Here is a 22,198-nt window from a genome sequence, read left to right as displayed (position 1 = left end):
TGTGACCACAGCGACACAAGCCCAGAAGATTATGTTCAACCCACTCCAAATCTTATTTGCTATCGCCATCAATTCTTCACCAAGTACATTTAACGCCGAGCTAACCGGGACCCAACATGTTGCCGCGAAGCGGCAAGCCCTTGTTGGGGCTCCGGGTTAAGCGACAAGTTAGAACGCAGCAAGAGCTTGCTCACAACCGCACTCCCACTGCTATCGCAGCGGCACGAACCATTTGAATAAAACCCCACGCGAAACACCCGAACCCGATGGCGCCCAATATCCAGCCGACCGAGTTGAACCAAGCGAGCCTCCGGCTTACGAAATCGGTTTTCACCTGTAGCATAAAAGCTTGAAACACCAGATGAGCCTTCACCAACAAGAAAAGAATCACGGAAGCAAGCATGAAGTACCAAGCTTCACTCGCCAACCGCGCGACGTTTGGAGTAATAAATGGCTCCGTCTTTTTGTCCAGAATGACAGAAATAGATAACGATAGTGCCCCTCCGGCCACGAGGAAGACTGCATTCGCAATCGAATCTACGCGCGACCGGATCTCCCGCCAGTCTTCATTGTTGTTCTCGATGGATGACATTTCCCTCTCCTATGCGGTCTAACGCCGCGTTAACCAGCGCGCGCCCTTTGCCGCGAAGCGGCAAGCTCTTGGGCGCGTGTCTGAGTTGAATACCGAGTTCGACTTTTTTCCATTCAGTGCCTTACGGAGGATTTGATGCCGCTGCACGTCGCATACCGCCGCATGTGAAAACGTTGTTCGGAGCGCTGGCGGTCGCCGGCCACCTTGCCCAGCACCCACCGTACTTCGCGCCCGCCTTGAATACCGGCTGGCCAAACTCGCGCTGATCGCAAATCATCCTTGAATACGGACTTGCCAAGTTTGCACGGAACATCGAACCATCGCAATACGTTCAGATCGGAATGCCGCACGCCAAGTCTGACCAGCGCAACACCACCATCGGGCCGAGCGGTCGCAACGAGCCACGGACCGCTTCAGTTACACACGCACACAACCCGAATCAAGGAAGAGGCGCGCCAAGTCAGCAGCCTTCGGCTCACGCGCTGGCTCGCGGAGGTCGCGCCATCGCTGCACTCAGCCCAGCCGCCAAACATCTGTCGAACTTTAATTAGGTGGAATCAGCTGTCAGTTTTTTCTACCCGCCTGCCACCTAACCCCTGCAACAATTTCGACAATAAACCTTAGTTTTCAAAAACTTGCCGCCGGCCTGATTAAAAATACAGTACTAATTAAATGTAAAAAACGTCACAAGCGCTGACTTGCCCATTCGACTGTCCGCCTAATCTGGCCTTTGCCACCTAACCTAGCGGAATTAATCTACAGAAGCAATGCGTTCGCCGCAGATCCCGTATTAATCTCTGTATATGCAATCCTAACGAACCACAAAAAGCATCGCAGTCAAAACAGCAAGAACTTCATGCGTCTCTTCAAGCTAGTTGCATAACTTATCTCAAAAATTGCATACAATACAACCAACATTTTATTAATCGCCAGCTTGATGTCGCTTTGGCAGAACACCTTGGCTCGTGGCCACGTACGCAGATAAAAAAACGGCCGCCGCAGCGACCGCTTTCATACAGTTTGCCTATGCCCTTTATTAATTCCGAGGCCAAGCTAAACTCCTCCAAACGCGACTACTTCACGCGCTCCAGCCTCACCATATTCTCGATCACCGCAACATCTTTCCCACTCATCTTCAGCTGGAATCCATTGCCATGCCCGGTTGGCTTGACTTGCACAACGTCGCCGTTCACGACATAGTTAACCGGAATAGTTTCACCATTCTGGATATAGGCGTTGCTGGTGAATTCCATCTGCTCACCGCTTCCCTCGATGCTCCACTTACCGATCACAGGATTGGCCGTGAACATGCCCTTGACCGCTGCCAGCAAGCCGCCGCTATCCGTATTGGATGCGGCAACTGTAGCCTGAGCCAAACGCATCTGGCGAACTATTCTCGTCGGATCATCGGGAACCTTCCACTTTCCGTCGGCAAGCATGACCGGCACATTAGCCGATAAGTTGGCCTTGCCGGCTTGCTGAAGAATGTCTTCACGCTTGTCTGCCTTGGCTAGCCAGGCAGCTTCCTTGAGAGCGAGTTTCACATTGGCCTGAGCATACTTGGTTCCGCTGTGCTCATGCACCTGATCAAATCCGGATGCCGACTGCACAACCAGCGCATCGCCCAGGCAAAGCTGGTTGTTTCTGATCGCCTGCTTACCGGTTTCCGTGACTGCATAGACGTAGTGTTTTTGCGAGAACCAGCCGCTTTGCTGTTCCTCCACCGTTGCCGTATACAGACCGGCATTGGCAAGGGCGTCAAGCCAGTTGCGGGTGCGCTGATCATATTGCCCGATACGCAAGGACTCCTTCGCATACGGCAGGTTGCTCACACAAAGCAAATCGTCACGGGCTTTCGCGTTGGTCTCATAGTAAGCCGTGACTGCACGCGCAAATGTGCTGGCCGTTGCGCTTTCCGGCGCCAGCCACCAGGCCGCGCCTGCCGCCGCTGCGACCAGGAGGGCGGCAGCAGTGCTGGCAAGAACCAGTCCTTTTTTACTGATTCGCCGCGCGCTTGCCGAAGGTACCGAGGCAGCCTCCGTTGCGGCGTCGGACGCGGCTGGAGCAGTTCGGCGCAAAGGCGCGCCGCATTCTTCGCAAAACAGTGCGTCAGGCGCTGCCGGATGTGCGCACTGAGTACAAAAACGAGCCATGTTCCGTTCCTGCTCCGGTTACAGTTTGTGCGCGCAATTGCCGCAAAAGACATCGTCCGGTTGGACAACCTCGTTGCAGGCTGGGCAAAGCTTGTGGTCGGCAGCAGAGACGGTTGGCGCAGCCGCAGGTACAGACACAGGTGCGGGTGCCGGCGCAGCCGAAGCGGCGAGAGTACGCGCACGCTCCCTGGCTTCCTCGGCCTTCTTGCGCATGGCTTCCATCTTGTCGCCAAGCTGCGCTTCGGTTGCGGAGACATCCAGGCCCTGGGTGGTGTCGATAAAGATGATGCAGGTGCCCATGGTGAAGATCAGACCCGGAATCACCATGGCGACGGCAAACAGCAAGCCGCCACCCAGCATTGCTGCAGTCAGGTAGCCGCTGCCACCGCCATATGCCAGGGCGCCGAAGCCACCCATCAGGGAACCAAACCCGCCGCTCACTTCGGAACCCAGGATACCGGCGGATAGGCCGCTGGAAATCGAGGCGCCGATAGTCACGATGGAGAAGATGATGAATGCGGCGAAGCCGGTGATCATGGCCAGCACGAATTCAAGCATCACGACCAGCACCAGTTTTTGGCGTGCCAGCGCGGTCAGACGGGCGATGACTTGAAACACGCTATGCCCTGCCCATACCGCGGGGCCGGCCAGCGGCAGCATGATCCACACCAGGGCAAATGTCAGCACGCCCATCAAGATGGCCGACAAGGGAAAGACGAAGGTGTACAGGAAGGGGCCGATTCCCGGAATCTTACAGATGAAAAAAACGATCGCCAGGACGATCAGGGCTGCGATGAATATCAGTCCTTCGAGAAGAACGACAGCCAGCAGGCGATGGCTGGTAAACAGGGACAGCAGCACGGCATCCATCAAGGACATTTTTTCATAGCCCTGCACTTGGCGCATCAGCATGATGCCGACTGCGCTGCTGCCATAGAAGAGCACGAGCCAGGCAAGCAGCACGCCAAACGAAGAAAGCAGGCCGCTGCCGGCTTTTGCGCCGATCATGACAAATAGCGCGCCGACGGCGCCGGCGACGAGGAAGGTCAGGCCCAAGAGCAGCAAGGCACGGAAGTTTCTGATCGCATCCAAAGCGCTCAGCAAGCTTCCAGCGGAGGCAACCACTGTTTTTTTGTGGACTTGGTCCATTGTTGTATCGGTCATAGTAATCCCTGGTTGTTATCGTTTTGTTGTAGCCATGCCCAGTCGCCGGGCATGGGTAAGGCGCTGATTAATTGTTATCGTAAGAAGGGCACCCATCCCGCCCCCAACGGTTTGCACAGACGCGGAACATGCAGGCTTCACGCTTGAAGATATTGGATTCGTTCTTGCACGCCTGAACGTCACTGGTCACGCCCGCCGGCTTCGGCGCTTCCTGCGGAACGGGTGCAGCGCTGGCTGGCTCGCGGGTTGCTGTCGTTGCCGCAACCGGCTTGGCCGCTGGTTTGCCGGATGCTGCCTCCTTGCGTTCCTTCTGGCGTTTGTCGCTAGCTGCGGCGGTTTCCTTGCGAGTCTGACTTGCCGTCGTCTGGGCCGGCTCGCGCACGACAGGCTCGGCTGCGCGCGGCTGGCTTTGCTGTGTCGTAGCCGTCGTGGTGTCGACGACGGTGCTTTGCGCTTCGGCTGACGGGCTGGCCGGTTCCGGAGCCTGTGGCGTCGCATTCTCCGGTGGCGTGGCAGCCGGCGCGGCAACGGGCATGACCGTCCCGCTCGAAGCTGACGTCGAGTCGGCGGCTTGAGCAGGCGTGGCCGGCGATGCACTAGCCGCAGCGGGCTGCGAGCCGGACTGTTTCATGTACAGGAAGGCCGCGCCTGCGACGACAATCGCCGCTACGGCGGCGACTGCCGGTATCCATTTACGCGAGCGCCCAGGCTGCGGATCCTGGACTTCGCTGTCCGGCGATTGCGGCTGCGCCGATTCCGCTATCGCGGGAGGCTGCGGCGCAGTCTTCGGTTCGTCGACAATGCGGCTTGCCGGCGCAATCTCTTCACTCTGGGACGAAGCTACGGTTTCAGCGACAACGGGAGCACTGCTTGCCCGGACCTGGACCACAGGTTCGGCCTGAGCCGGGGGCGCCGCCTCGACCGGCATCTGCACCGGCATCTCGGCTTGCAGTTCGGCCGGCGGTTCGACTGGTATCTCGGCAGGCTGCGCGGCCTGTGAACGCGGCTGTTGCGGGCTGCCGCAACCTGGACAGAATTTCGCTTGCGGCCTGATTTGAGCATGGCACTGCACGCATGTGGCCGCCTGGCCGGCGCTGTCTGCCTTCGGCGCCGCAGCGCCGAGCGATGCAAGCGGCGTTGCGCACTTGGCGCAGAATTTGGCATGTTCCTTGTTTTCTGCCTGACAGGAGGGACAGATCAATTGCGGCACCTTTTCCTTGAGAGTCATGTGCAAGCGCCACTGACCAGCGTCCAAGTGAAGTAGGCACATCCCCTTGCACGCATTACATGCGACGGTACGGGCCCCTGGAGATCAATGCGCAGCTTGCCTACATTGCGAATAGATTGTTAATAAGCAATTTTATCAAAAAATAAATTGTTATTTGATTTATAGCAATCTTAAGTCATTAAATAATGTTAAATCGATGTAAATCCTAGCCATTTCAGTGCAACTGGCAATAGATTGATATAAATCAACGTTGCCATTTGTCAATTAAATAAGCTGTCGCACTTCTTTTCCCGCGCTTTATTTAATTTTTAGGATTCGATATGGCTTTACTTTCCTTCTCCAAGCTGTCACAGCTTATCTCTGCCAATCACGACGACCTGCTCAAGAACTGGACTGAAGGCATATTGGGAGGTTTGGGCAGACGAGCCAACATTTCGGATGAAGACATCAAGCGCCAGGCTGCGCAATTCCTGACGTTCCTGGCAAAAGCATGCGGAGAAAGCGGCGACGTCAACTCCCCCGCTTTCCTGGAAGTCCGCCAGTTACTGACTGAAATTTCCGACGCTCGCGTGCGCCAGGGTTTCACGCCGATCGAAACGGCCAATTTTGTATTCTCGTTGAAACAGCCTTTGTTTGCGCTTTTGCGCAAGGAATTCGCTGCCGACGCGGCCACCCTGGCTGAAGAGACATGGGCAGTCAGCACCCTGTTCGACCAACTGGGCCTGTTTACCGTCGAGGTTTTCCAGAAAAGCCGCGAACAGATCATCCTCCGCCAGCAGCAGGAATTGCTGGAACTGTCGACGCCCGTGGTCCAGCTCTGGAAAGATGTATTGGCGCTGCCCTTGATCGGCACGCTCGACAGCGCCCGCACGCAAGTGGTGATGGAAAGCCTGCTGCAAAAGATTATCGACACCGGCGCCTCCATCGCCATCATCGACATCACCGGCGTTCCCACGGTGGATACGCTGGTTGCCCAGCACTTGCTGAAAACCGTCGCCGCGGCCCGCCTGATGGGCGCCGACTGCATCATCAGCGGCATCCGCCCGCAAATCGCGCAGACCATCGTGCATCTCGGCGTGGCGCTCGATGACGTCATCACCAAGGCCACGCTCGCCGACGCCTTCATGGTCGCCCTGAAGCGCACCGGCTCGACCGTCACGCAAGCCGAACTGACGCTATAAGAGGCGGTATGGAACGCATTCCAATTTTAAGGATGGGCAAATTCCTGCTCGTCACCATCCAGGTCGATATGCACGACCGCCTGGCAATGACACTGCAGGACGAGCTGACCGAACGCATCGTCAAGGATCGCGCCAAGGGCGTGCTCATCGACATCTCCACACTCGATATCGTCGATTCCTTCATCGGCCGCATGATCAGCAATACCGCCGCCATGGCGCGCGTGCTCGATGCCCAGACGGTGGTCGTCGGCATGCAGCCGGCAGTAGCCATCACGCTGGTGGAGCTGGGACTGGCATTGACGGGTGTGCGGACGGCACTGAATGTCGAGCGGGGCATGGCTTTGCTCGACAGCACGCAGCATCACCTATAAAGAGACACATCTCATGACATTATCGGTTAACGCTGCGTCGGCCGATCAGACAAAGACGCTTCCGTTGAAAGCGGATGATGACATCGTGCGCCTGCGCCAGGCGCTGCGCGATGCGACAGTGGCCATCGGTTTCAGCCTCGTGGATCAGACCAAGTTCATCACTGCCGCCAGCGAACTGGGACGCAACACGGTTCGCTACGGCGGTGGCGGAGAAGTGCTGCTCCAGCACCTCTCCGATGGCGTGCGCCACGGTATCAAACTGACTTTCATCGATAACGGACCTGGCATACCTGATATCAAGAAGGCCATGACCGACGGTTACACCACCGGCGGCGGCCTCGGCTTGGGCCTGAGCGGCGCAAAACGCTTGTGCGATGAATTCGAAATCGACTCCACGGTTGGAAAAGGCACGACAGTTTCCGTAGCAAAGTGGAAGCTGCGATGACCGGGACGGGTAGACAAATCAGTTTGCGCGTCGACGATCCGAGCCAGATCGCCACGGCGCGAAGGGCAGCATCCGACCTGGCTCACAAAATCGGTTTCGACGAGACGTATATCGGCAAGGCTGCATTGCTGGTGACGGAAGCGGCGACGAATCTTTTGAAGCATGCCAATGGCGGCGAAATCCTCATGCGCGATTTATCCCGCGGCATGCAGTCGCTCGGCGCATCCGGCATCGAAATCCTGGTCATCGACAAAGGTCCGGGCATCGCCAGCCTCCACCAGAGCATGGCCGATGGCGTTTCCACGGCCGGCACTTCGGGAACCGGCCTGGGCGCGATGCAAAGGATCGCGTCGACTTTCGACATCTTTACCGCGCCGAACAAGGGCACGGTCATCTGCATGCGCCTGTGGCCGGCAAATCATGCCGCAGCCGGCGCGCCGGTGGATATCGGCGTAGTATGCATTCCCATGCCCGGCGAAGAAGCCTGTGGTGACGCCTGGGCCGTCGCGGCGGACAAGGCGGGGTGCAGCGTCATGGTCGCGGATGGCCTGGGACACGGTCCGCTGGCAGCGGCAGCGTCAGAGCCGGCAGTCGCAATGCTTGCAACGCACTCGCAGTATTCGCCCGCGCAACTGCTTGAAGCCACGCATGGCGCCCTGCGCGGCACTCGTGGCGCGGCAGTTGCCGCCGGCCGCCTGGCATACGCCACGTCGACGTTCCATTTTGCCGGGGTCGGCAATATCGCGACCATGGTGCTGCAGGCGCAAGGCCGCAAGCAGCTGATGTCCCATAACGGCATCGTCGGCGGCAACATGCGCAAGACGCAGGAATTCAGCGTGGCGTGGCAAGACCACGACTTGCTGATCATGCATTCGGACGGTCTTTCCACCCAATGGTCGGTGGATGGATATCCCGGATTGCTGGTGGCGGACCCGGCCATCATCGCCGCGGTTCTGTACCGTGATTACTGGCGTCGCCGCGACGACGTCACCGTGTTGGTCATGCGTTATTCAAGGTAGGCGACATGCAGCGCATCTTAAACACTGTCATCTCTGCTGAAGAAGACGTTGTCGTTTGCCGGCAGCGCGCCAGGGCCATTGCCAAGCTCCTGGGTTTTGTCGCCCAGGACCAGACCCGCATCGCCACCGCCGTTTCCGAGCTGGCGCGCAACGTCATTGAATATGCCAGTTCGGGCCGGGTCGAATTCGCCATCGAAGGTGAAACCGTGCCGCAACTCTTGATTATCACGATCCGGGACAGCGGCCCGGGCATCGCCAATCTGGCCGATGTCCTGTCCGGCCAATACAAGTCCCCCAACGGCATGGGATTGGGAATCGTCGGCGCGCGCCGCCTGATGGACCAGTTCAGCATCAACAGCGATGCCGGAAAAGGCACGACCATCGTCCTGAAAAAACTGCTGCCCAGGGAAGCAGGCCTCGTCACCGCAGCCCGGCTCGGCGACCTCGTCGCCAAGCTGCAAACGCCGCAACATGGCGCCACTCTGGATGAAGTCCATTTGCAGAATCGCGAATTGCTAGCCACGCTCGATGAACTCAAGGCGCGCCAGGAAGAGCTGGTGCGCCTGACGCAGGAGCTGGAAGATACCAACCGCGGCGTGGTCGCGCTCTATGCCGAGCTGGATGAAAAGGCAGATCACTTGCGGCGGGCGGATGAAATGAAAACCCGCTTCCTGTCGAACATGAGCCATGAATTCCGCACGCCGCTCAGCTCCATCCGCGCCATTGCCAAGCTGCTGATCGAGCGGATCGATGGCGACTTGAATTCGGAACAGGAAAAGCAGGTCAATTTCATTCTAAAGAATGCCGAAGCGCTGTCCGAACTGGTCAACGACTTGCTGGACCTGGCAAAAATCGAGGCAGGCAAAATCGAATTGCATCCGGCGCCATTCAGCCTCAGCGAGTTGTTCAGCGCGCTGCGCGGCATGCTGCGTCCGCTCCTGGTGACGCCCTCCATCAAGCTGGAATTCGATCCGGTGCCGCATGACTTGGTCATGACCAGCGACGAAGGCAAGGTTTCGCAAATTCTGCGCAACTTCATTTCGAATGCGCTGAAATTCACCGAGCGCGGCGAAGTGCGCGTGTCGGCTGCGTTATCTGCTTGCCAGACCATGATCGCCTTGTCCGTGAAAGACACCGGCATGGGGATCGCGCCGGAACACCAGCAACTCATTTTCGAGGAATTCACGCAGGTGCCGAATCCCGCGCAAAAAAAATTCAAGGGCACCGGGCTCGGCTTGCCGCTGTGCCGCCAGCTCGCGGCGCATCTGGGCGGATCGATTCATCTGGAAAGCACATTGGGCGTCGGCTCGACATTCACGGTCACCCTGCCGGTCACCCTGCCGAGCCATGGTGCGCCGGTGGTCTTGCCGTCGCAGGATGACGCCGCGTTGCCGGGAACGGGCGTGCCGATCCTGCTCATCGAGGATCAGCAGGAAACCGTGCAGCTTTATAAAAAATACCTGGATGGCAGCCCCTACGTTCCGATGGTTGCGCGCTCCACCCAGGAAGCCGACGAGCTATGGCGCAAGGTCGAACCGAAGGCCATCGTGCTCGATATCATGCTCAATCGCGTCGAGAGTTGGCAATGGCTGGCGCGCGTCAAGGCCGACTCCGCCCGTAGCCACATTCCCATCCTGGTGGCGACCGATATCGATGACAAGGGCAAAGGCCTGGCGCTCGGCGCCGACGCTTACTTCATCAAGCCTTTATTGCGCAGGGAGTTACTGGAAGGATTGCGAAGGTGCGTAAGCAAGGCGTCCCTATTTGAAATCAAGGATCAAGACGGATTGGGCGGTAATATGCCAATCTCGAATAAGATTCATTGAAGCCGGAGATGGCATGAGCACGATACGTATTTTGAACGTTGATGACAGCGACGCCGCACGATACGCCAAGACGCGTATTCTTCAACGTGCCGGTTTCGAAATCATCGAAGCATGCAGCGGCGGGGAAGCCATCGCCAAGGCGCAAAGCGAGCAGCCCGACTTGATCCTGCTGGATGTGAAGCTGCCGGACATTAACGGCTTTGACGTTTGCAAGCAGATCAAGCAAAACCCGATCACCGAACAGATTCTCATCCTGCAGACCTCGGCGTCCTTTGTCGGCAGCCTGGACAAGGTGCGCGCGCTGGAAGGCGGCGCCGACAATTACCTGGTCGAACCAGTCGACCCTGAAGAGCTGGTGGCAAACGTCAAGGCGCTGTTGCGCCTCGGGCGCGCCGAATCGCAGTTGCGCGAAAGCGAGCGACGCTTTCGCCAGATCGCCGAGAACGTTTCGGATGTATTCTGGATGTTCGACTGCAAGGACCAGCAGCTGCTGTACATCAGTCCCGCCTACGAGAGGCTGTGGCAGCGCGACAAGAGCCGCCTGGCGGAACAGCCGCTGGACTGGCTCGAACCCATTCATCCGGACGACCGCATCCGCGTGGCGACGGCGTTTTCGCGCTTTTGCGAGTCGGGTATGTTTGAAGAAGAATACCGGCTCGTGCGGCCCGATGGCCAGATCACCTGGATACGCGACCGCGGCTTTCCGGTGCGCGACGATGATCCCAACGAAGTCCGGGTTGCTCGCATCTCGCAAGACATCACCACCAGCAAGGATGCCGAAGAACGGCTGCAGCAGGCGGACCGCAAGAAGGATGAGTTCCTCGCCACCCTGGCGCACGAATTGCGCAATCCGCTGGCGCCGATCCGCAATGCCGTCGAACTCATGGCGATCATTTCGCCGCAGGCATCAACTTCGGAACAACGCGCGCGCGAAGTCATTCTGCGCCAGACCAATCACCTGGTGCGCCTGGTCGACGATTTGCTGGACGTGTCGCGCATCACGCATGGCAAAGTGACCTTGCGCCAGGCGCCGGTCGAACTGAAGGAATTCGTCAAGCCGGCCATCGAAACGGCCGGACCGATAATCGAAGCGCGCCGACATGAATTCGACGCCCAACTCCCGACGGAAAATGTGTGGGTCCAGGGCGATGCCGTGCGCCTGTCGCAAGTGATCGCCAACCTCTTGACCAATGCCGCCAAATTTACGCCCGCCGGCGGCCACATTGTGCTGAGCGCCGTGCATTCCGCCGGTAAGCTGGTGTTGAGCGTGACCGATGACGGCATCGGCGTCGACCCGCAGCGCATGCAGCATATCTTTGACTTGTTCGCGCAGGCGGGACATGCGCCTGACCGCGCGCAGGATGGGCTCGGGATCGGCCTGTCGCTCGTGCGCAAGCTGGTCGAGCTGCATGGCGGCACGGTTGAAGTCGACAGCAAGGGGATCGGGCAGGGCAGCCGCTTTACCGTCACCCTGCCGACGATTCTGCCTGCGGAAGCGGAGCCCGAGGCTAAAAAGAGCAACCAGGATGTATCACGCAGTCAGGTGCGCAACGTCCTTGTCGTCGACGACAATGTGGATGCCGCCAATACGCTGTCCGCTTTGATTCGCAGCGATGGTCATCAATGCACCGTCGCCAACGACGGACCGTCGGCCATCGAACTGGCCAAGAAGATTCATCCGGACATCGCCATTCTGGATATCGGCCTGCCCGGGATGAGCGGCTATGACGTGGCGAATGCCATCAAGACCAACCCCGCGTTGCGCTCGGTATACCTGGTCGCGCTGAGCGGCTATGGGCAGGTGCATGACAAGCAGCGCGCCGCCGATGCCGGATTCAATCAGCACCTGATCAAGCCCATCAACCTCGATGCGCTGAAGTCGCTCGGCCTGGCGTCGGCGCACGAGGAAAAGTGACTGCCCCGGATGACTACCTGAGCGGCTGGAAAGATGCCGCCGCGTCGAGCTTGAGCGGGCGGGCAATGTAATACCCCTGCAGCTTGAAGACGCCCAGGTCGGACAGTGTCGCGACTTCGGAAGGCGTCTCCACCCCTTCAGCCACAAGGCTGATATCGGTTTCGCTGGCGAATTTCGCGAAGGCTGCGGTCAGCGCGCGGCGCGATTTATCCGTGTCGATATGGCGGGTCAAGCTCATGTCCAGCTTGATGCGGTCCGGCTCCAGGTTGAGGATGTGGCGAAAGCTCGCATAGCCGGCACCCGCATCATCCACCGCCAATTGCATGCCGCGCTCGCGGAATGGCTTAATCATGCGCATCAGATCGCCATAGTGGTCCACCTCCGCATGCTCGGTGATTTCCAGGACTACACGTTCGAGCGCATGATCCTGGAAAAGCTCGTCCATCGCGCCGGAGAGGATATGTTCGGGCGACATGTTGACCGACACAAAAGCATTGTCCGGCAGGCTTTCCAGTCCTTCCAGCGCCTTGTGGATCGCCCTGGCTTCCAGCGCATTGCCGAGGCCGACTTCATACGCTTTCTGAAACCAGTGGTCCGGCGGCTGATACGGGTCGAGATGAAAGCGCGAGAGCGCTTCGAAGCCAACCACGCCATTGACCTGGGTATCGAAAATCGGCTGATACAACACGGTATGCCAGTCGCTCGCCAAGGCATGGCGGATGCGGCTTTCCTGCTCCGAGCGGGAGGCCGCTGCGCGCTGTTCGGCGCTGATGAGATGGGCCGCCACATCGGCAAACACGCGCATCATCGCCAGATCGCGCTCGTCCAGCGTCAGGTCGGCGGCATGGCTGAAGCAGCAGAATGTGCCGTACACGCTGCCATCATCGAGCTTGATGGGGACGCTCATGTGCGCCCCGACCGGCACGGCTTCGGTTACCGGCAATGCCGCAGCGACCGGGTGCTTGCGCGCATCGTGCATCAATTCCGGCAAGCGGCCATCCACCACGCGCAGGCAAAAGGATTCTTCAAGGGGATCGCCGGCGCCAGGCTGCACCGGGTTATGCGGACTGGATGGGTCGACTTCACGGAAGATGCGTTGACCACCGGTGAACTGCGAAATGAACGCCACATCCATGCCGAGATGCTGGCGAATTGCCCGCAATAGTTCATTCAGCGAGTGGCTGGTCGTTTTGCCGCGTACCGCGACACTGCCAAGCAGCAGATCGGAAAATGCCATAGGTTCGAATGTGATAAGACACACATTTCAGAGCAAGAAGTTGTCTAAAGGTTCCGTTGGCCCGCCATTACCTGCGCTGCGTTTGCCTGCGGATTTCGAGCTCGTCCTGCGCATATTTCACGACCCGGTTGCGGGTCTGCTTTGCATGCATCAAGGCCAGGTCGGCGGCATGCAAGACCGCCTCATAGGTATCGCCATGCTCGGGAAAGCACGCCACGCCCAGCGAAATGGTGATTTTCCCCAGTGCCTGCCCTTCCATGGCCACTTCCATCGATTGCGTGCTTTCGCGCAGCTTTTCCGCAATCGTCGCGGCCGCCTGCAGCGGGGTGCCCGGCAAAATCACGGTGAATTCTTCACCGCCATAGCGGCATGCCAGATCGCTGCCGCGCATGGCTTCCTGCAGCATCTTGCCGATGGCGCGCAGCAAGGCATCGCCGGCGGCATGGCCGAAGGTATCGTTGAAACGCTTGAAGTGATCGATATCGATCATGATGATTGCGATCTGGCTATGGTTGCGGCGGGCGTGCCGCGTCTCGCGCAACAGCGACTCTTCCATGAAACGGCGGTTCAGCAGGCCGGTCAAGCCGTCGCGCATGGCCTGGACATGCAGCTTGTCGCGCAAGCGCAGGTTCGCCAGCGTCAATGCCGTATGTTCAGCAAACGCCATCGCCACCGGCTGCTCATCCGCCAGCCGGGCAGCCTGGTCATTCTCGAGATGCAGTATGCCGAGCATTTCGCCCTGCGCCATGAGCGGCACGCACATGTAGTTGATCGGCGGCGGCGTATGGACATGGTGGCAGCGCGGCTGGTTGCTGGCCGCATCCACCCGATACACTTTTCCGCGCCGCGCCGCCCAGCAATCCTGCGGCAGAAATTCGCTATTCACCACCGGCTCGTGCCAGTGCGTTCGCAATTCAAAAAAGTCGCCGCTCGCATGCGTCAGATACAGCGCGCCGGGCTGATCGGGAAACAGGCGCAAGGCGAATTGCCTGACGATTGCCAGGACTTCATCCTGCGTGGCGCACACCTGCATGGCATCGCTCATCTCCTTCAGGTCGCGCATCTCATTGCCGTGACGCTGCAACTCCAGGATGCGTGACTCCATCGAGTCGGCCATGGCATCGAACGCGGCGGCAAGCTTGCCGATTTCATCGCCAGCCCCCTGCATGCCGGTGCGGGCGCCAAGCTCGCCGGCCTGCAAGCGGCCCGCGCTCTGCACCAGCCTGCGCAGTTTTCTTGACACCAGGGCCTGCACCGCCGCCCAGGCGATCAACAGCACCAGCAGCAGCAAGCCGCCGTAGGTAATCAGATCCGCTACGATATCTTGACGCGCATTGGCATAGGCCAGGGCAACCGGCACCCCGGTGGCGAGATACACCGTCTGGCCCGGCGCCTTGCGCAGCTTGGTGTAGGCAAACAGGCGCGGCACGCCATCCGCCCCCAGCAAGTCCAGCGTCCCTTCGTCGGCCAGGCTGCTTTGCACGGCGTGAAAAATCGCCGCTTTGGTAATGCGGTTGGTGCCTTCCCATCCTTCCGGGTCGGGATAGCGCGCCAAAAACAGGCCGCTGGAATCGAACACAAAAATCACCGAATCAGAGGAAAGCTGGGCGGTCAGCTGCAGCGCTTCAAAGGCGGAAAAATCCAGCGTCGCAAGCAGGATGGCATCGACGTCGTTTTCCCGGCTGAGGACCGGTGCGCCGATCAGCACATACGGCGACGCCAGCATGGGATCGAAGCGGTACGCTCCCGTGCCGACATCGCGCCGGGTCAGCAGCTCGGAAAAAAACGGTGTGCTGCCGAGCATGGCGACGCGATCGATATTACCGGTGGAACAAAGAATGTTCCCATCGGGCGCCGCTAGCGCAATATCCGAAAACCGCTGGAACATCTGGGGAAAACTCTTGCGCAAAAAATTGCAGCGTTGCGCCGCCTGATCGCGAAATGGCGGAAATTGCGCCATCGATTTCACCAGCGACTTGGCATCATCGATGATCTGGGTATGCGCGCCTTTCAATAAACGGACGACGCGAAGCGCCGATTCGCGTGAGTGCGCTTTCTGGTTTTCGTATTGAACGTGAGAATTAAATATTGCCAGGCCGAGCGCGGGCAACAATGCCAGCAAAAAGATCATGGCAAAGCGGATGGCTAGCCTACCGAATAAAAATTTCTTCACGAATTTGGCGCACCTGGCAAAACAGCACTGGGCAATCAAGTTGACCGATAGTCAGCTTTAATCGTTCCACAAGCAGAAATCCCGTACCGTGACCGATTCCCCGCCACCCGCAAATGGAACGAAGACACGATCCGAATGACCAAACTGATACGACATGCGCAACGTCGTCACGGCGGCTCGGAGCCATACACCCAAGCCGCTTGCATGGCCTGCGCATTCTCCCCATTCTTTCATCGACAGGAGCCAGTCATGAGTCAGTCACAACAAGGATCCAACTACAACGATGGCGCCAATAGCGCCAATACCAACAACAATGCGCAAACCCAGCCACAGGTGAAAAAGGAAAATGCCAATGAAGCCGGCAGTGGCGCGAATTACAACGATGGCGCCAACACGCCGGCGACCAACAATAATGCTTCGATGCAAAATCAAAAACCTGAGAATGAATCGGGAAAGCAGTAAACCAGCGCCACACGATCCTTGATGATGAGTTAAGCTTCAGGAACATTTTCCAGCGTGCCATATCTAAAAATATTCTTGCCTACTTGCCGGCGCATGGATAGGCGCGCCGCTTAATCGATAACACGCTTTGCAAAGAATGCCCCTGAAGTCCCTGTTTTCCGCGCTCGCCGACCGTGTGCGCGGACGTACCCGCACGCTTGCCGTTTCGTCCACCCTGATCTCCGTCGTCGCCGCCGTCGGCTGCGGACAGCTCGGGCAAAAGGAACGCGAACTCACGTTCCGCGTCGAGCCCGGCACCGCCAGCTGGTACAACGGCTTGCCGCATGGCCTGGTCGAGTCCAACCTGCCGGTGCAGGCCAAGGGCCGGACCGAGCATATCCATACCTGGTGGTGGCCGGCGCGGCAGAAAGATGCGCCGGCGGTGCTGTACCTGCATGGCGCCCGCTGGAACCTGACCGGTCATCTTTTCCGCATCGAGCAGTTGCGCGATTTCGGCTTTTCCGTGCTGGCCATCGATTACCGCGGCTTTGGCAAGAGCGATGGCGATTACCCTTCTGAAAAGACCGTGTATGAAGATGCGCGCGTGGCGTGGGAGTATCTGTCGCGCCTGCAGCCCGATGCCGGCAAGCGCTTCATCTACGGTCATTCGCTCGGTGGCGCGGTGGCGATCGACCTGGCATCCCGCCTGGCGCAAGCGAGCGAAGAATCGGCGGCAGGCGGCCTGATCGTCGAATCCTCGTTTTCTTCCTTGCCGGATGTGGCGCGCGCCCTCTCCTACCCGTGGCTGCCCGTGCAATTGCTGATGTCGCAAAGGTTCGATTCCGCCGCCAAGATCCGGCGCGTCAACGTGCCGGTGCTGATCGTGCACGGCGATGCCGACCACTTCATTCCATCGCATTTGTCGGAAAAACTGTACGCGGCGGCGCCCGGCAAGAAGAAGCTGATCGTCGTGCCGGGCGGCACGCACAACAACAGCATGCGTCTGGGCCACGCCGAATATCGCCAAGCCTTTGCCGACCTGTTCGGCACTTAGTTCGGCGCCTAACTGCGCCGACGCCGGCATCCACCTCTTCATTGATACCGGACACTGCCTGCCATAGCCGACTGCGTTACCTTTGGCTTCATGAGAGTCATGTCGGTAACGACGGTCGGCTATGGAACAAACCAATCATCCCGGATTCGAGCTGGATGAAGATCACCGCCAGCAAAAGCGTGAATGGCTCATCCAGCGTGCTGCCTGGATCGCATTTCTGCTCATCCTGGCGGCGGTGGCGCTCGGCCTGCTCGGGCGCGGCGGTCCATTGAGCGACACGCGCATCAGCGCCTCCGACGGCAAGTTGCAGCTCCAGTACCAGCGCTTCCTGCGCAACCATTCCTCCGACACCATCCGCCTGTCCATCCAGCCGCGCGCAGGCAAGACCCGGATCAGCTTCAGCAATGCTTATATCGAGGCGCTCGAATTCACCAGCATCACGCCGCCGCCGGACCGCACCATCGCCGAAGATGGCGTACTAACATTTGAATTCAATACGCGGGCAAATGTACCGGCCGAACTGCACTTTCATTTCGAGCCGCAGCAGATCGGCTCCTTGCGCGGCACCGTCGCCATGGATGGCGACGCGCCCGTGACCTTCACTCAATTTGTCTATCCCTGACGTCATGCCATGGAAATCATCCTGCGTACCGCGGCAATCTATGTCTTCCTGCTCGTGCTGTTTCGCCTCACCGGCAAACGCACGCTCAGCGAACTGACCACGTTCGACTTCATCCTGCTGCTGATCCTCAGCGAAGCGACCCAGAATGCGCTGGTCGATGAAGACCGCTCCGTCGTGATGGCCATGACCGTCATCCTCACCTTCGTCACCATCGACCTTGGCCTTTCCGCCATCAAGACCCGTTCACGCACGATCGAAAGAATCACCGAGGGCGTGCCGGTGGTGCTGGTGAACCAGGGCCAGGTGCTGGAAGACGTCTTAAAAAAAACAAACGTCACGCGTTCCGACATCATGGCCGCGGCGCGCCTTTCCCAGGGCCTGGAAAACATGGAACAGATCAAATATGCGGTGCTGGAAGTGACCGGCGGGATTTCCATCGTGCCGGCCGAGCCCGACATCGAAAAGATGCTGGACCAGCGCATCGAAGCCGCGCTGCGGCGCCTGCAGCAAAGGCAGGATGGCCACAGCGAACCTTAGATCGGTTTCCATTGCGTCAATTGCAGTGGAAACCGATATCGATTTGCCATTACTCTGCAGGCAGGATGTTGTAGAAGCACATCGGTCAGCCCTATTTTCTATTTAACGTTAACGCATTGGCATCTACATTCGGCAAGGGCCTTCGTAAAATGTTTCCTTATGTCAATTTTTCTTGAAATGTAGACGAAGCATGGTAAACATGAAAATCGGTTTTCGGCTTGGCCTGGGTTTCGCTGTACTGCTGTTGCTGATGGTGGTGATGAGCGTGACCAACCTATGGCAACTTCAACATATCGACGACGCCAAGACAGCGATGTTCGAAGCCGAACACAAGGCGACACTGGCGCAAGAATGGTTGCGGGGAACTGCGATCAATGCCACGCGCACCTTTGCTCTCGTCAGAAGCAACGATCCTGAAGACCAGAAGCTGCTGGAAAAACAAATGGCCGCGCAATCCGCACAGGTCAGCACCATTCAGAAAGAACTGGAAAACCTGATCGCCTCGGAGCGCGGCAAGGCGCTGATTTCCACCGTTGCGGAAAAGCGAGCCGCCTACATCGACCTGCGCAAGCAAATCCTGCAAATGAAATCCAGGGGCATGGAAGCCGAAGCCCGGCAAATGACCGATGCCCGGCTGATGTCTGCCATGGATGCCTATGTCGATGCCGTCAGGTCCGTCCTGGAATATCAGAAAAAGCTTTTCGAGGATGCCCACGAGCGCATCGATGCCGTCTATAACACCAGCCGCACGCTCATTGCCGCCATCACCCTCGCGGCCTTGCTGATCGGCGCCGTGCTGGCCTGGCGGATCGCGCGCAGCATTACGCGGCCGCTAAAGGAAGCGGTCGCGCTGGCAAACACGGTGGCCACCGGCGACCTCAACCTGAACATCCAGGTCAGGTCGAAGGATGAAACGGGTGAGCTGCTCACGGCCCTGCATGCCATGACGCAGAGCCTGCGGCAAACCGTTCTGGAAATGCGCTCCGGCTCGGCAGCCATCGCAACGGCTTCGTCCCAGGTCGCAGCCGGCAATCTCGATCTCTCGGCGCGCACCGAGCAGCAGGCCAGCGCGCTGGAACAGACTGCGGCCTCGATGGAAGAATTGACCTCGACCGTCAGGCAGAATGCCGACAATGCGCGCCAGGCCGACACGCTGGCCCATACCGCCACCGACGTCGCCACCAAAGGTGGCCAGGTCGTCTCCAGCGTGGTGCAGACCATGGCGGCGATCAATGACTGTTCGGGCCGGATTGCCGACATCATTACCGTCATCGACAGCATCGCCTTTCAAACCAATATCCTGGCGCTCAACGCCGCAGTGGAAGCGGCCCGCGCCGGCGAACAGGGACGCGGCTTTGCGGTCGTCGCGGCGGAAGTCCGCGCGCTGGCGCAGCGTTCCGCCGGCGCCGCCAAGGAAATCAAGTCACTGATCGATGACTCGGTCACGCAGGTCAATGCCGGCAGCAAGCTCGTCGACCAGGCGGGCATGACCATGGAAGAGATCGTAAATAGCGTCAAACGCGTCACCGACATCATGGCGGAAATCGTCGCCGCCAGCCACGAACAGTCAAGCGGAATCGAGCAAATCAACCAGGCGATCACGCAGATGGACCAGACCACCCAGCAAAACGCCGCCCTGGTCGAAGAAGCGGCAGCAGCCTCGGCAGCGATGCGGGAACAAGCGGACCGGCTGGCCAAGGTGGCAAGCGTGTTCAAGCTGGATGGCACGACGGCGTAGTCGTAAGAAACGCGCTTACTCTTTCGCCCGGATGATGTGAATATCCTCCTCCGGCATGGCGAAGCCTTGCCGCAGCAGCTGGATGAATTCATCGGGCAGTTGCGGCCTGCCGCAGTAATACCCCTGGATCTCGTCGCAATGCAAGCCTTCGAGGATGTCGAAGGTCTGGCGGTCTTCCACGCCTTCGGCCACCACCTTCATGCGCAAGCTCTTGGCGACGTTGATGATCGCCTGCGCCACTGCCGCATCGCTGGGGTCGCGCACGATATCGCGGATGAAGGATTGGTCGATCTTGAGCTTGTCGACCGGCAGATCCTTCAGATAACTCAGGTTGGAATAACCCGTGCCGAAGTCGTCGATGGCCAGCACGATACCCATGCCGCGCAAGGCATGCAGCACGTCATGACTACCCTGCAGTAAGGCTCCCTCGGTAATTTCCAGCTCCAGGTAACGCGCCTCCAGGCCGCTGTCATCAAGCGCGCGCTGCACCGTTTCGACGAAATCCTCGCGCTTGAACTGATGCGCCGATACATTCACGGCAACCTGGATCGGCGGCAGCCCGGCATCCTGCCAGAGCTTGTTCTGAAAACAGGCGGCGCGCAAGGCCCATTCGCCCAGCGGCACGATCAGCTGGATCTCCTCGGCCAGATGAATATAGCCGGCGGGAGACAGCAAGCCCTTTTCCGGATGCTGCCAGCGGATCAGGGCTTCGGCGCCGACGATGCGTCGACTGCCGGCATCGACCTTGGGCTGATACGCCAGCAGGAATTCGTGATTGGCGAGTGCCCGCCGCAAGTCGGTTTCCAGCACGCGCCGCCGGCCGGCCGCCGCGCCCAGGTGCGGCGAAAACACGCGGATCGGCATCCGGCTTTCCTTGGCTTCATGCATGGCGACTTCGGCATGCCGCACCAGCGCCGTGCCATCGTCGCTATGCTCCGGAAAAATGGCAGCGCCTACTGTCGTGCCGATCTCGATGCGCTCGCCATTGATGAAAAACGGCTCGGTCACCCGCGACACCAATGCCCTGGCCACGCTGCTAAGCTCCTTGCGGCCCACGCCGGGTACGACGCAGACGAATTCATCGCTACCCAGATGCGCCACAGAGGCATCGACCGGGACGCCGAATTCCAGGCGCTTTGCCACGGTTTGCAGCAACTGGTCGCCCACCACTTGCCCCATCGAATCGTTGATGAGCCGGAAGCGGTCCAGGTTCAAAAACAGCACGATCAACGGCTTGCCTTCCGTGGTCATCTGTTCGATCAACTGCGCCAGGCAGATATCCAGCAGCCGGCGGTTGGGCAGGTTGGTCAGCGGGTCGTGCTGCGCCAGATATTCGATATATTGCTGCGCCGCCTGGCTCGCCTGCTCGCGCTCTTCCAGCGCGTGCGTCATGGCATCGAAATGCATGGCCAGCTCGCCGATCTCGCCGGTATCGTGATCGATCCCGGTCCTGGTCTTCAGGTTACCGGCGCGCACATCCTTGGCCGCCCGGATTACCCGCCGCATCGGAGAAATCAGGAAGCGCCGGCTCAGGAACCACGTGCCGGCAATCGACAGCAAGACGATCATGCTCAGCACGGCAAGATTTTTCTTCAGCGATAACTTGGCGGTATTGGCCAGCTTGGCCTGGTCGATGCCGACAAAGATATAAAACGCCGGCTTGCCGTCATACAGGCTGGGAACAACGGCATACAAGCGGTGCACGCCATCCATGCCCTGCGCTTCCAGAAACTGTGGCGAGCGCACGCCGAGGCCTTCGCGCATGCCCGCATCCGGCAAAGATTTACCGATGATCTCAGGAAGAGCCGGCTGGCGCGCCAGGACATTGCCATACGCATCGCTGATCAAAAACGACGCGCCGGCCGGCAAGGGAACATCATGCGCCAGCGAACTGAATGCTTCCATGCGCAAGGCCGTGGCAATGGCGCCGACCAGCTTGCCGTCTTCCATCAAAGGTAAGGCGAATGTCGCAAGCGGCGCGCCAGTAAAGCGATGGGCCAGATAGCCGCCGCTGACGAAACGTTTTTCCTGCACTAACGTCTGGAAGTAAGACCGATCGCTGACATTGACCGGTTGGGGTGGCGGCGTGCCGGAACACACGACATCGCCATTGGATTCGATCAGAACAAAATTGTTATACGCGGGATAGCGGTCTTTCAGGCGCGTGAGATAGGAGCGGCAGGAAGCGCGATCCTGGCGCCGCACGAAAGTTTGTTCGCTGATGGCAAGCAACGTGTCCTTGACGCCCTGTATTACCTGGGTCTGGTTGCTGGCAGCCAGTCTGGCAATCGCCATCAGGGTCGCCCCTGCATCGTGATAAGCCCGCTTATATTGCCTGGAACTTTCGAGTGCAAAAAACCCTGCCGCCGGCAGTGACGCCAGCAGAATGATCAAGAGTAAGCGCGTACGCAGCGATAGTTTGCCAATACGTGTTTTCATCTATGCATGAGTATAGTCCGCTTGCGCCGAATCAGGGCAGTTCGACACGCCCTGAGTCGCAAT

At 59.0% G+C, this 22,198-nt stretch carries 18 protein-coding genes; 11 read left to right on the top strand and 7 right to left on the bottom strand.

What is annotated here, in order from left to right; all coding sequences use genetic code 11:
* Positions 1 to 190: 190 nt before the first annotated feature.
* The 4 genes from EDC30_RS15535 to EDC30_RS15520 form a co-directional block, all read right to left on the bottom strand.
* Positions 191 to 592: a hypothetical protein gene (locus EDC30_RS15535; protein WP_132259768.1), complete on the bottom strand. Its 402-nt coding sequence runs from the start codon at positions 590 to 592 to the stop codon at positions 191 to 193.
* Between the two features lie 1,073 nt (positions 593 to 1,665).
* Positions 1,666 to 2,745 (bottom strand): zinc ribbon domain-containing protein, encoded by a 1,080-nt coding sequence (locus EDC30_RS15530; RefSeq protein WP_132259767.1) that lies wholly within the window; start codon positions 2,743 to 2,745, stop codon positions 1,666 to 1,668.
* Positions 2,746 to 2,763: 18 nt separating this feature from the next.
* Positions 2,764 to 3,909 (bottom strand): hypothetical protein, encoded by a 1,146-nt coding sequence (locus tag EDC30_RS15525; RefSeq protein ID WP_132259766.1) that lies wholly within the window; start codon positions 3,907 to 3,909, stop codon positions 2,764 to 2,766.
* 67 nt (positions 3,910 to 3,976) lie between these two features.
* Positions 3,977 to 5,137, bottom strand: coding sequence for a zinc-ribbon domain-containing protein (locus tag EDC30_RS15520; RefSeq protein ID WP_165973847.1), 1,161 nt, complete (start codon positions 5,135 to 5,137; stop codon positions 3,977 to 3,979).
* Between the two features lie 320 nt (positions 5,138 to 5,457).
* Between EDC30_RS15520 and EDC30_RS15515 the strand changes: the two genes are divergently transcribed.
* From EDC30_RS15515 to EDC30_RS15490, 6 genes are read left to right on the top strand one after another with little or no spacing between them, the layout of a single operon-like run.
* Positions 5,458 to 6,318 (top strand): STAS domain-containing protein, encoded by an 861-nt coding sequence (locus EDC30_RS15515; protein WP_132259764.1) that lies wholly within the window; start codon positions 5,458 to 5,460, stop codon positions 6,316 to 6,318.
* Positions 6,319 to 6,326: 8 nt separating this feature from the next.
* Positions 6,327 to 6,689 carry an STAS domain-containing protein gene (locus EDC30_RS15510; protein WP_132259763.1) on the top strand — a complete coding sequence of 121 codons (363 nt, stop codon included), beginning with the start codon at positions 6,327 to 6,329 and terminating at the stop codon, positions 6,687 to 6,689.
* 13 nt (positions 6,690 to 6,702) lie between these two features.
* The gene (locus EDC30_RS15505) at positions 6,703 to 7,134 is read left to right on the top strand and encodes an anti-sigma regulatory factor (protein WP_132259762.1); all 432 of its coding nucleotides are present in this window, start codon (positions 6,703 to 6,705) and stop codon (positions 7,132 to 7,134) included.
* A complete protein-coding gene (locus EDC30_RS15500; protein ID WP_132259761.1) occupies positions 7,131 to 8,153 on the top strand; it encodes an ATP-binding SpoIIE family protein phosphatase in 1,023 nt (340 codons plus the stop codon). The genes EDC30_RS15505 and EDC30_RS15500 overlap by 4 nt, the downstream gene beginning before the upstream one ends.
* A gap of 5 nt (positions 8,154 to 8,158) precedes the next feature.
* Positions 8,159 to 9,979, top strand: a complete 1,821-nt coding sequence (locus EDC30_RS15495) for an ATP-binding protein (protein ID WP_132259760.1) — start codon at positions 8,159 to 8,161, stop codon at positions 9,977 to 9,979.
* A gap of 13 nt (positions 9,980 to 9,992) precedes the next feature.
* Positions 9,993 to 11,894: a hybrid sensor histidine kinase/response regulator gene (locus EDC30_RS15490; protein ID WP_132259759.1), complete on the top strand. Its 1,902-nt coding sequence runs from the start codon at positions 9,993 to 9,995 to the stop codon at positions 11,892 to 11,894.
* A 13-nt stretch (positions 11,895 to 11,907) separates the two neighbouring features.
* Here the strand turns inward: EDC30_RS15490 and EDC30_RS15485 are convergent, their stop codons facing one another.
* Positions 11,908 to 13,131 (bottom strand): sensor domain-containing phosphodiesterase, encoded by a 1,224-nt coding sequence (locus EDC30_RS15485; protein WP_132259758.1) that lies wholly within the window; start codon positions 13,129 to 13,131, stop codon positions 11,908 to 11,910.
* Positions 13,132 to 13,198: 67 nt separating this feature from the next.
* A complete protein-coding gene (locus EDC30_RS15480; RefSeq protein ID WP_132259757.1) occupies positions 13,199 to 15,304 on the bottom strand; it encodes a sensor domain-containing diguanylate cyclase in 2,106 nt (701 codons plus the stop codon).
* Between the two features lie 249 nt (positions 15,305 to 15,553).
* Between EDC30_RS15480 and EDC30_RS15475 the strand changes: the two genes are divergently transcribed.
* From EDC30_RS15475 to EDC30_RS19925, 5 genes are all read left to right on the top strand, one after another.
* Positions 15,554 to 15,766, top strand: a complete 213-nt coding sequence (locus tag EDC30_RS15475) for a hypothetical protein (protein ID WP_132259756.1) — start codon at positions 15,554 to 15,556, stop codon at positions 15,764 to 15,766.
* 136 nt (positions 15,767 to 15,902) lie between these two features.
* A complete protein-coding gene (locus EDC30_RS15470; protein ID WP_132259755.1) occupies positions 15,903 to 16,799 on the top strand; it encodes an alpha/beta hydrolase in 897 nt (298 codons plus the stop codon).
* 121 nt (positions 16,800 to 16,920) lie between these two features.
* A complete protein-coding gene (locus EDC30_RS15465) occupies positions 16,921 to 17,421 on the top strand; it encodes a hypothetical protein (RefSeq protein ID WP_132259754.1) in 501 nt (166 codons plus the stop codon).
* A 9-nt stretch (positions 17,422 to 17,430) separates the two neighbouring features.
* Positions 17,431 to 17,958 (top strand): DUF421 domain-containing protein, encoded by a 528-nt coding sequence (locus EDC30_RS15460; RefSeq protein WP_132259753.1) that lies wholly within the window; start codon positions 17,431 to 17,433, stop codon positions 17,956 to 17,958.
* Between the two features lie 199 nt (positions 17,959 to 18,157).
* The gene (locus tag EDC30_RS19925; RefSeq protein ID WP_279389766.1) at positions 18,158 to 19,696 is read left to right on the top strand and encodes a methyl-accepting chemotaxis protein; all 1,539 of its coding nucleotides are present in this window, start codon (positions 18,158 to 18,160) and stop codon (positions 19,694 to 19,696) included.
* Between the two features lie 15 nt (positions 19,697 to 19,711).
* Here EDC30_RS19925 and EDC30_RS15450 read toward each other — a convergent pair whose 3' ends face one another.
* A complete protein-coding gene (locus tag EDC30_RS15450; RefSeq protein WP_132259751.1) occupies positions 19,712 to 22,135 on the bottom strand; it encodes a bifunctional diguanylate cyclase/phosphodiesterase in 2,424 nt (807 codons plus the stop codon).
* Positions 22,136 to 22,198: the final 63 nt, after the last annotated feature.

Origin of the sequence: Paucimonas lemoignei (assembly GCF_004342585.1) — a bacterium.
GTDB classification, from domain to species: Bacteria; Pseudomonadota; Gammaproteobacteria; order Burkholderiales; family Burkholderiaceae_D; genus Paucimonas; species Paucimonas lemoignei.
The sequence above is the reverse complement of the archived record's forward strand: the minus strand, read 5'-3'. Positions and strand labels throughout refer to the sequence as shown.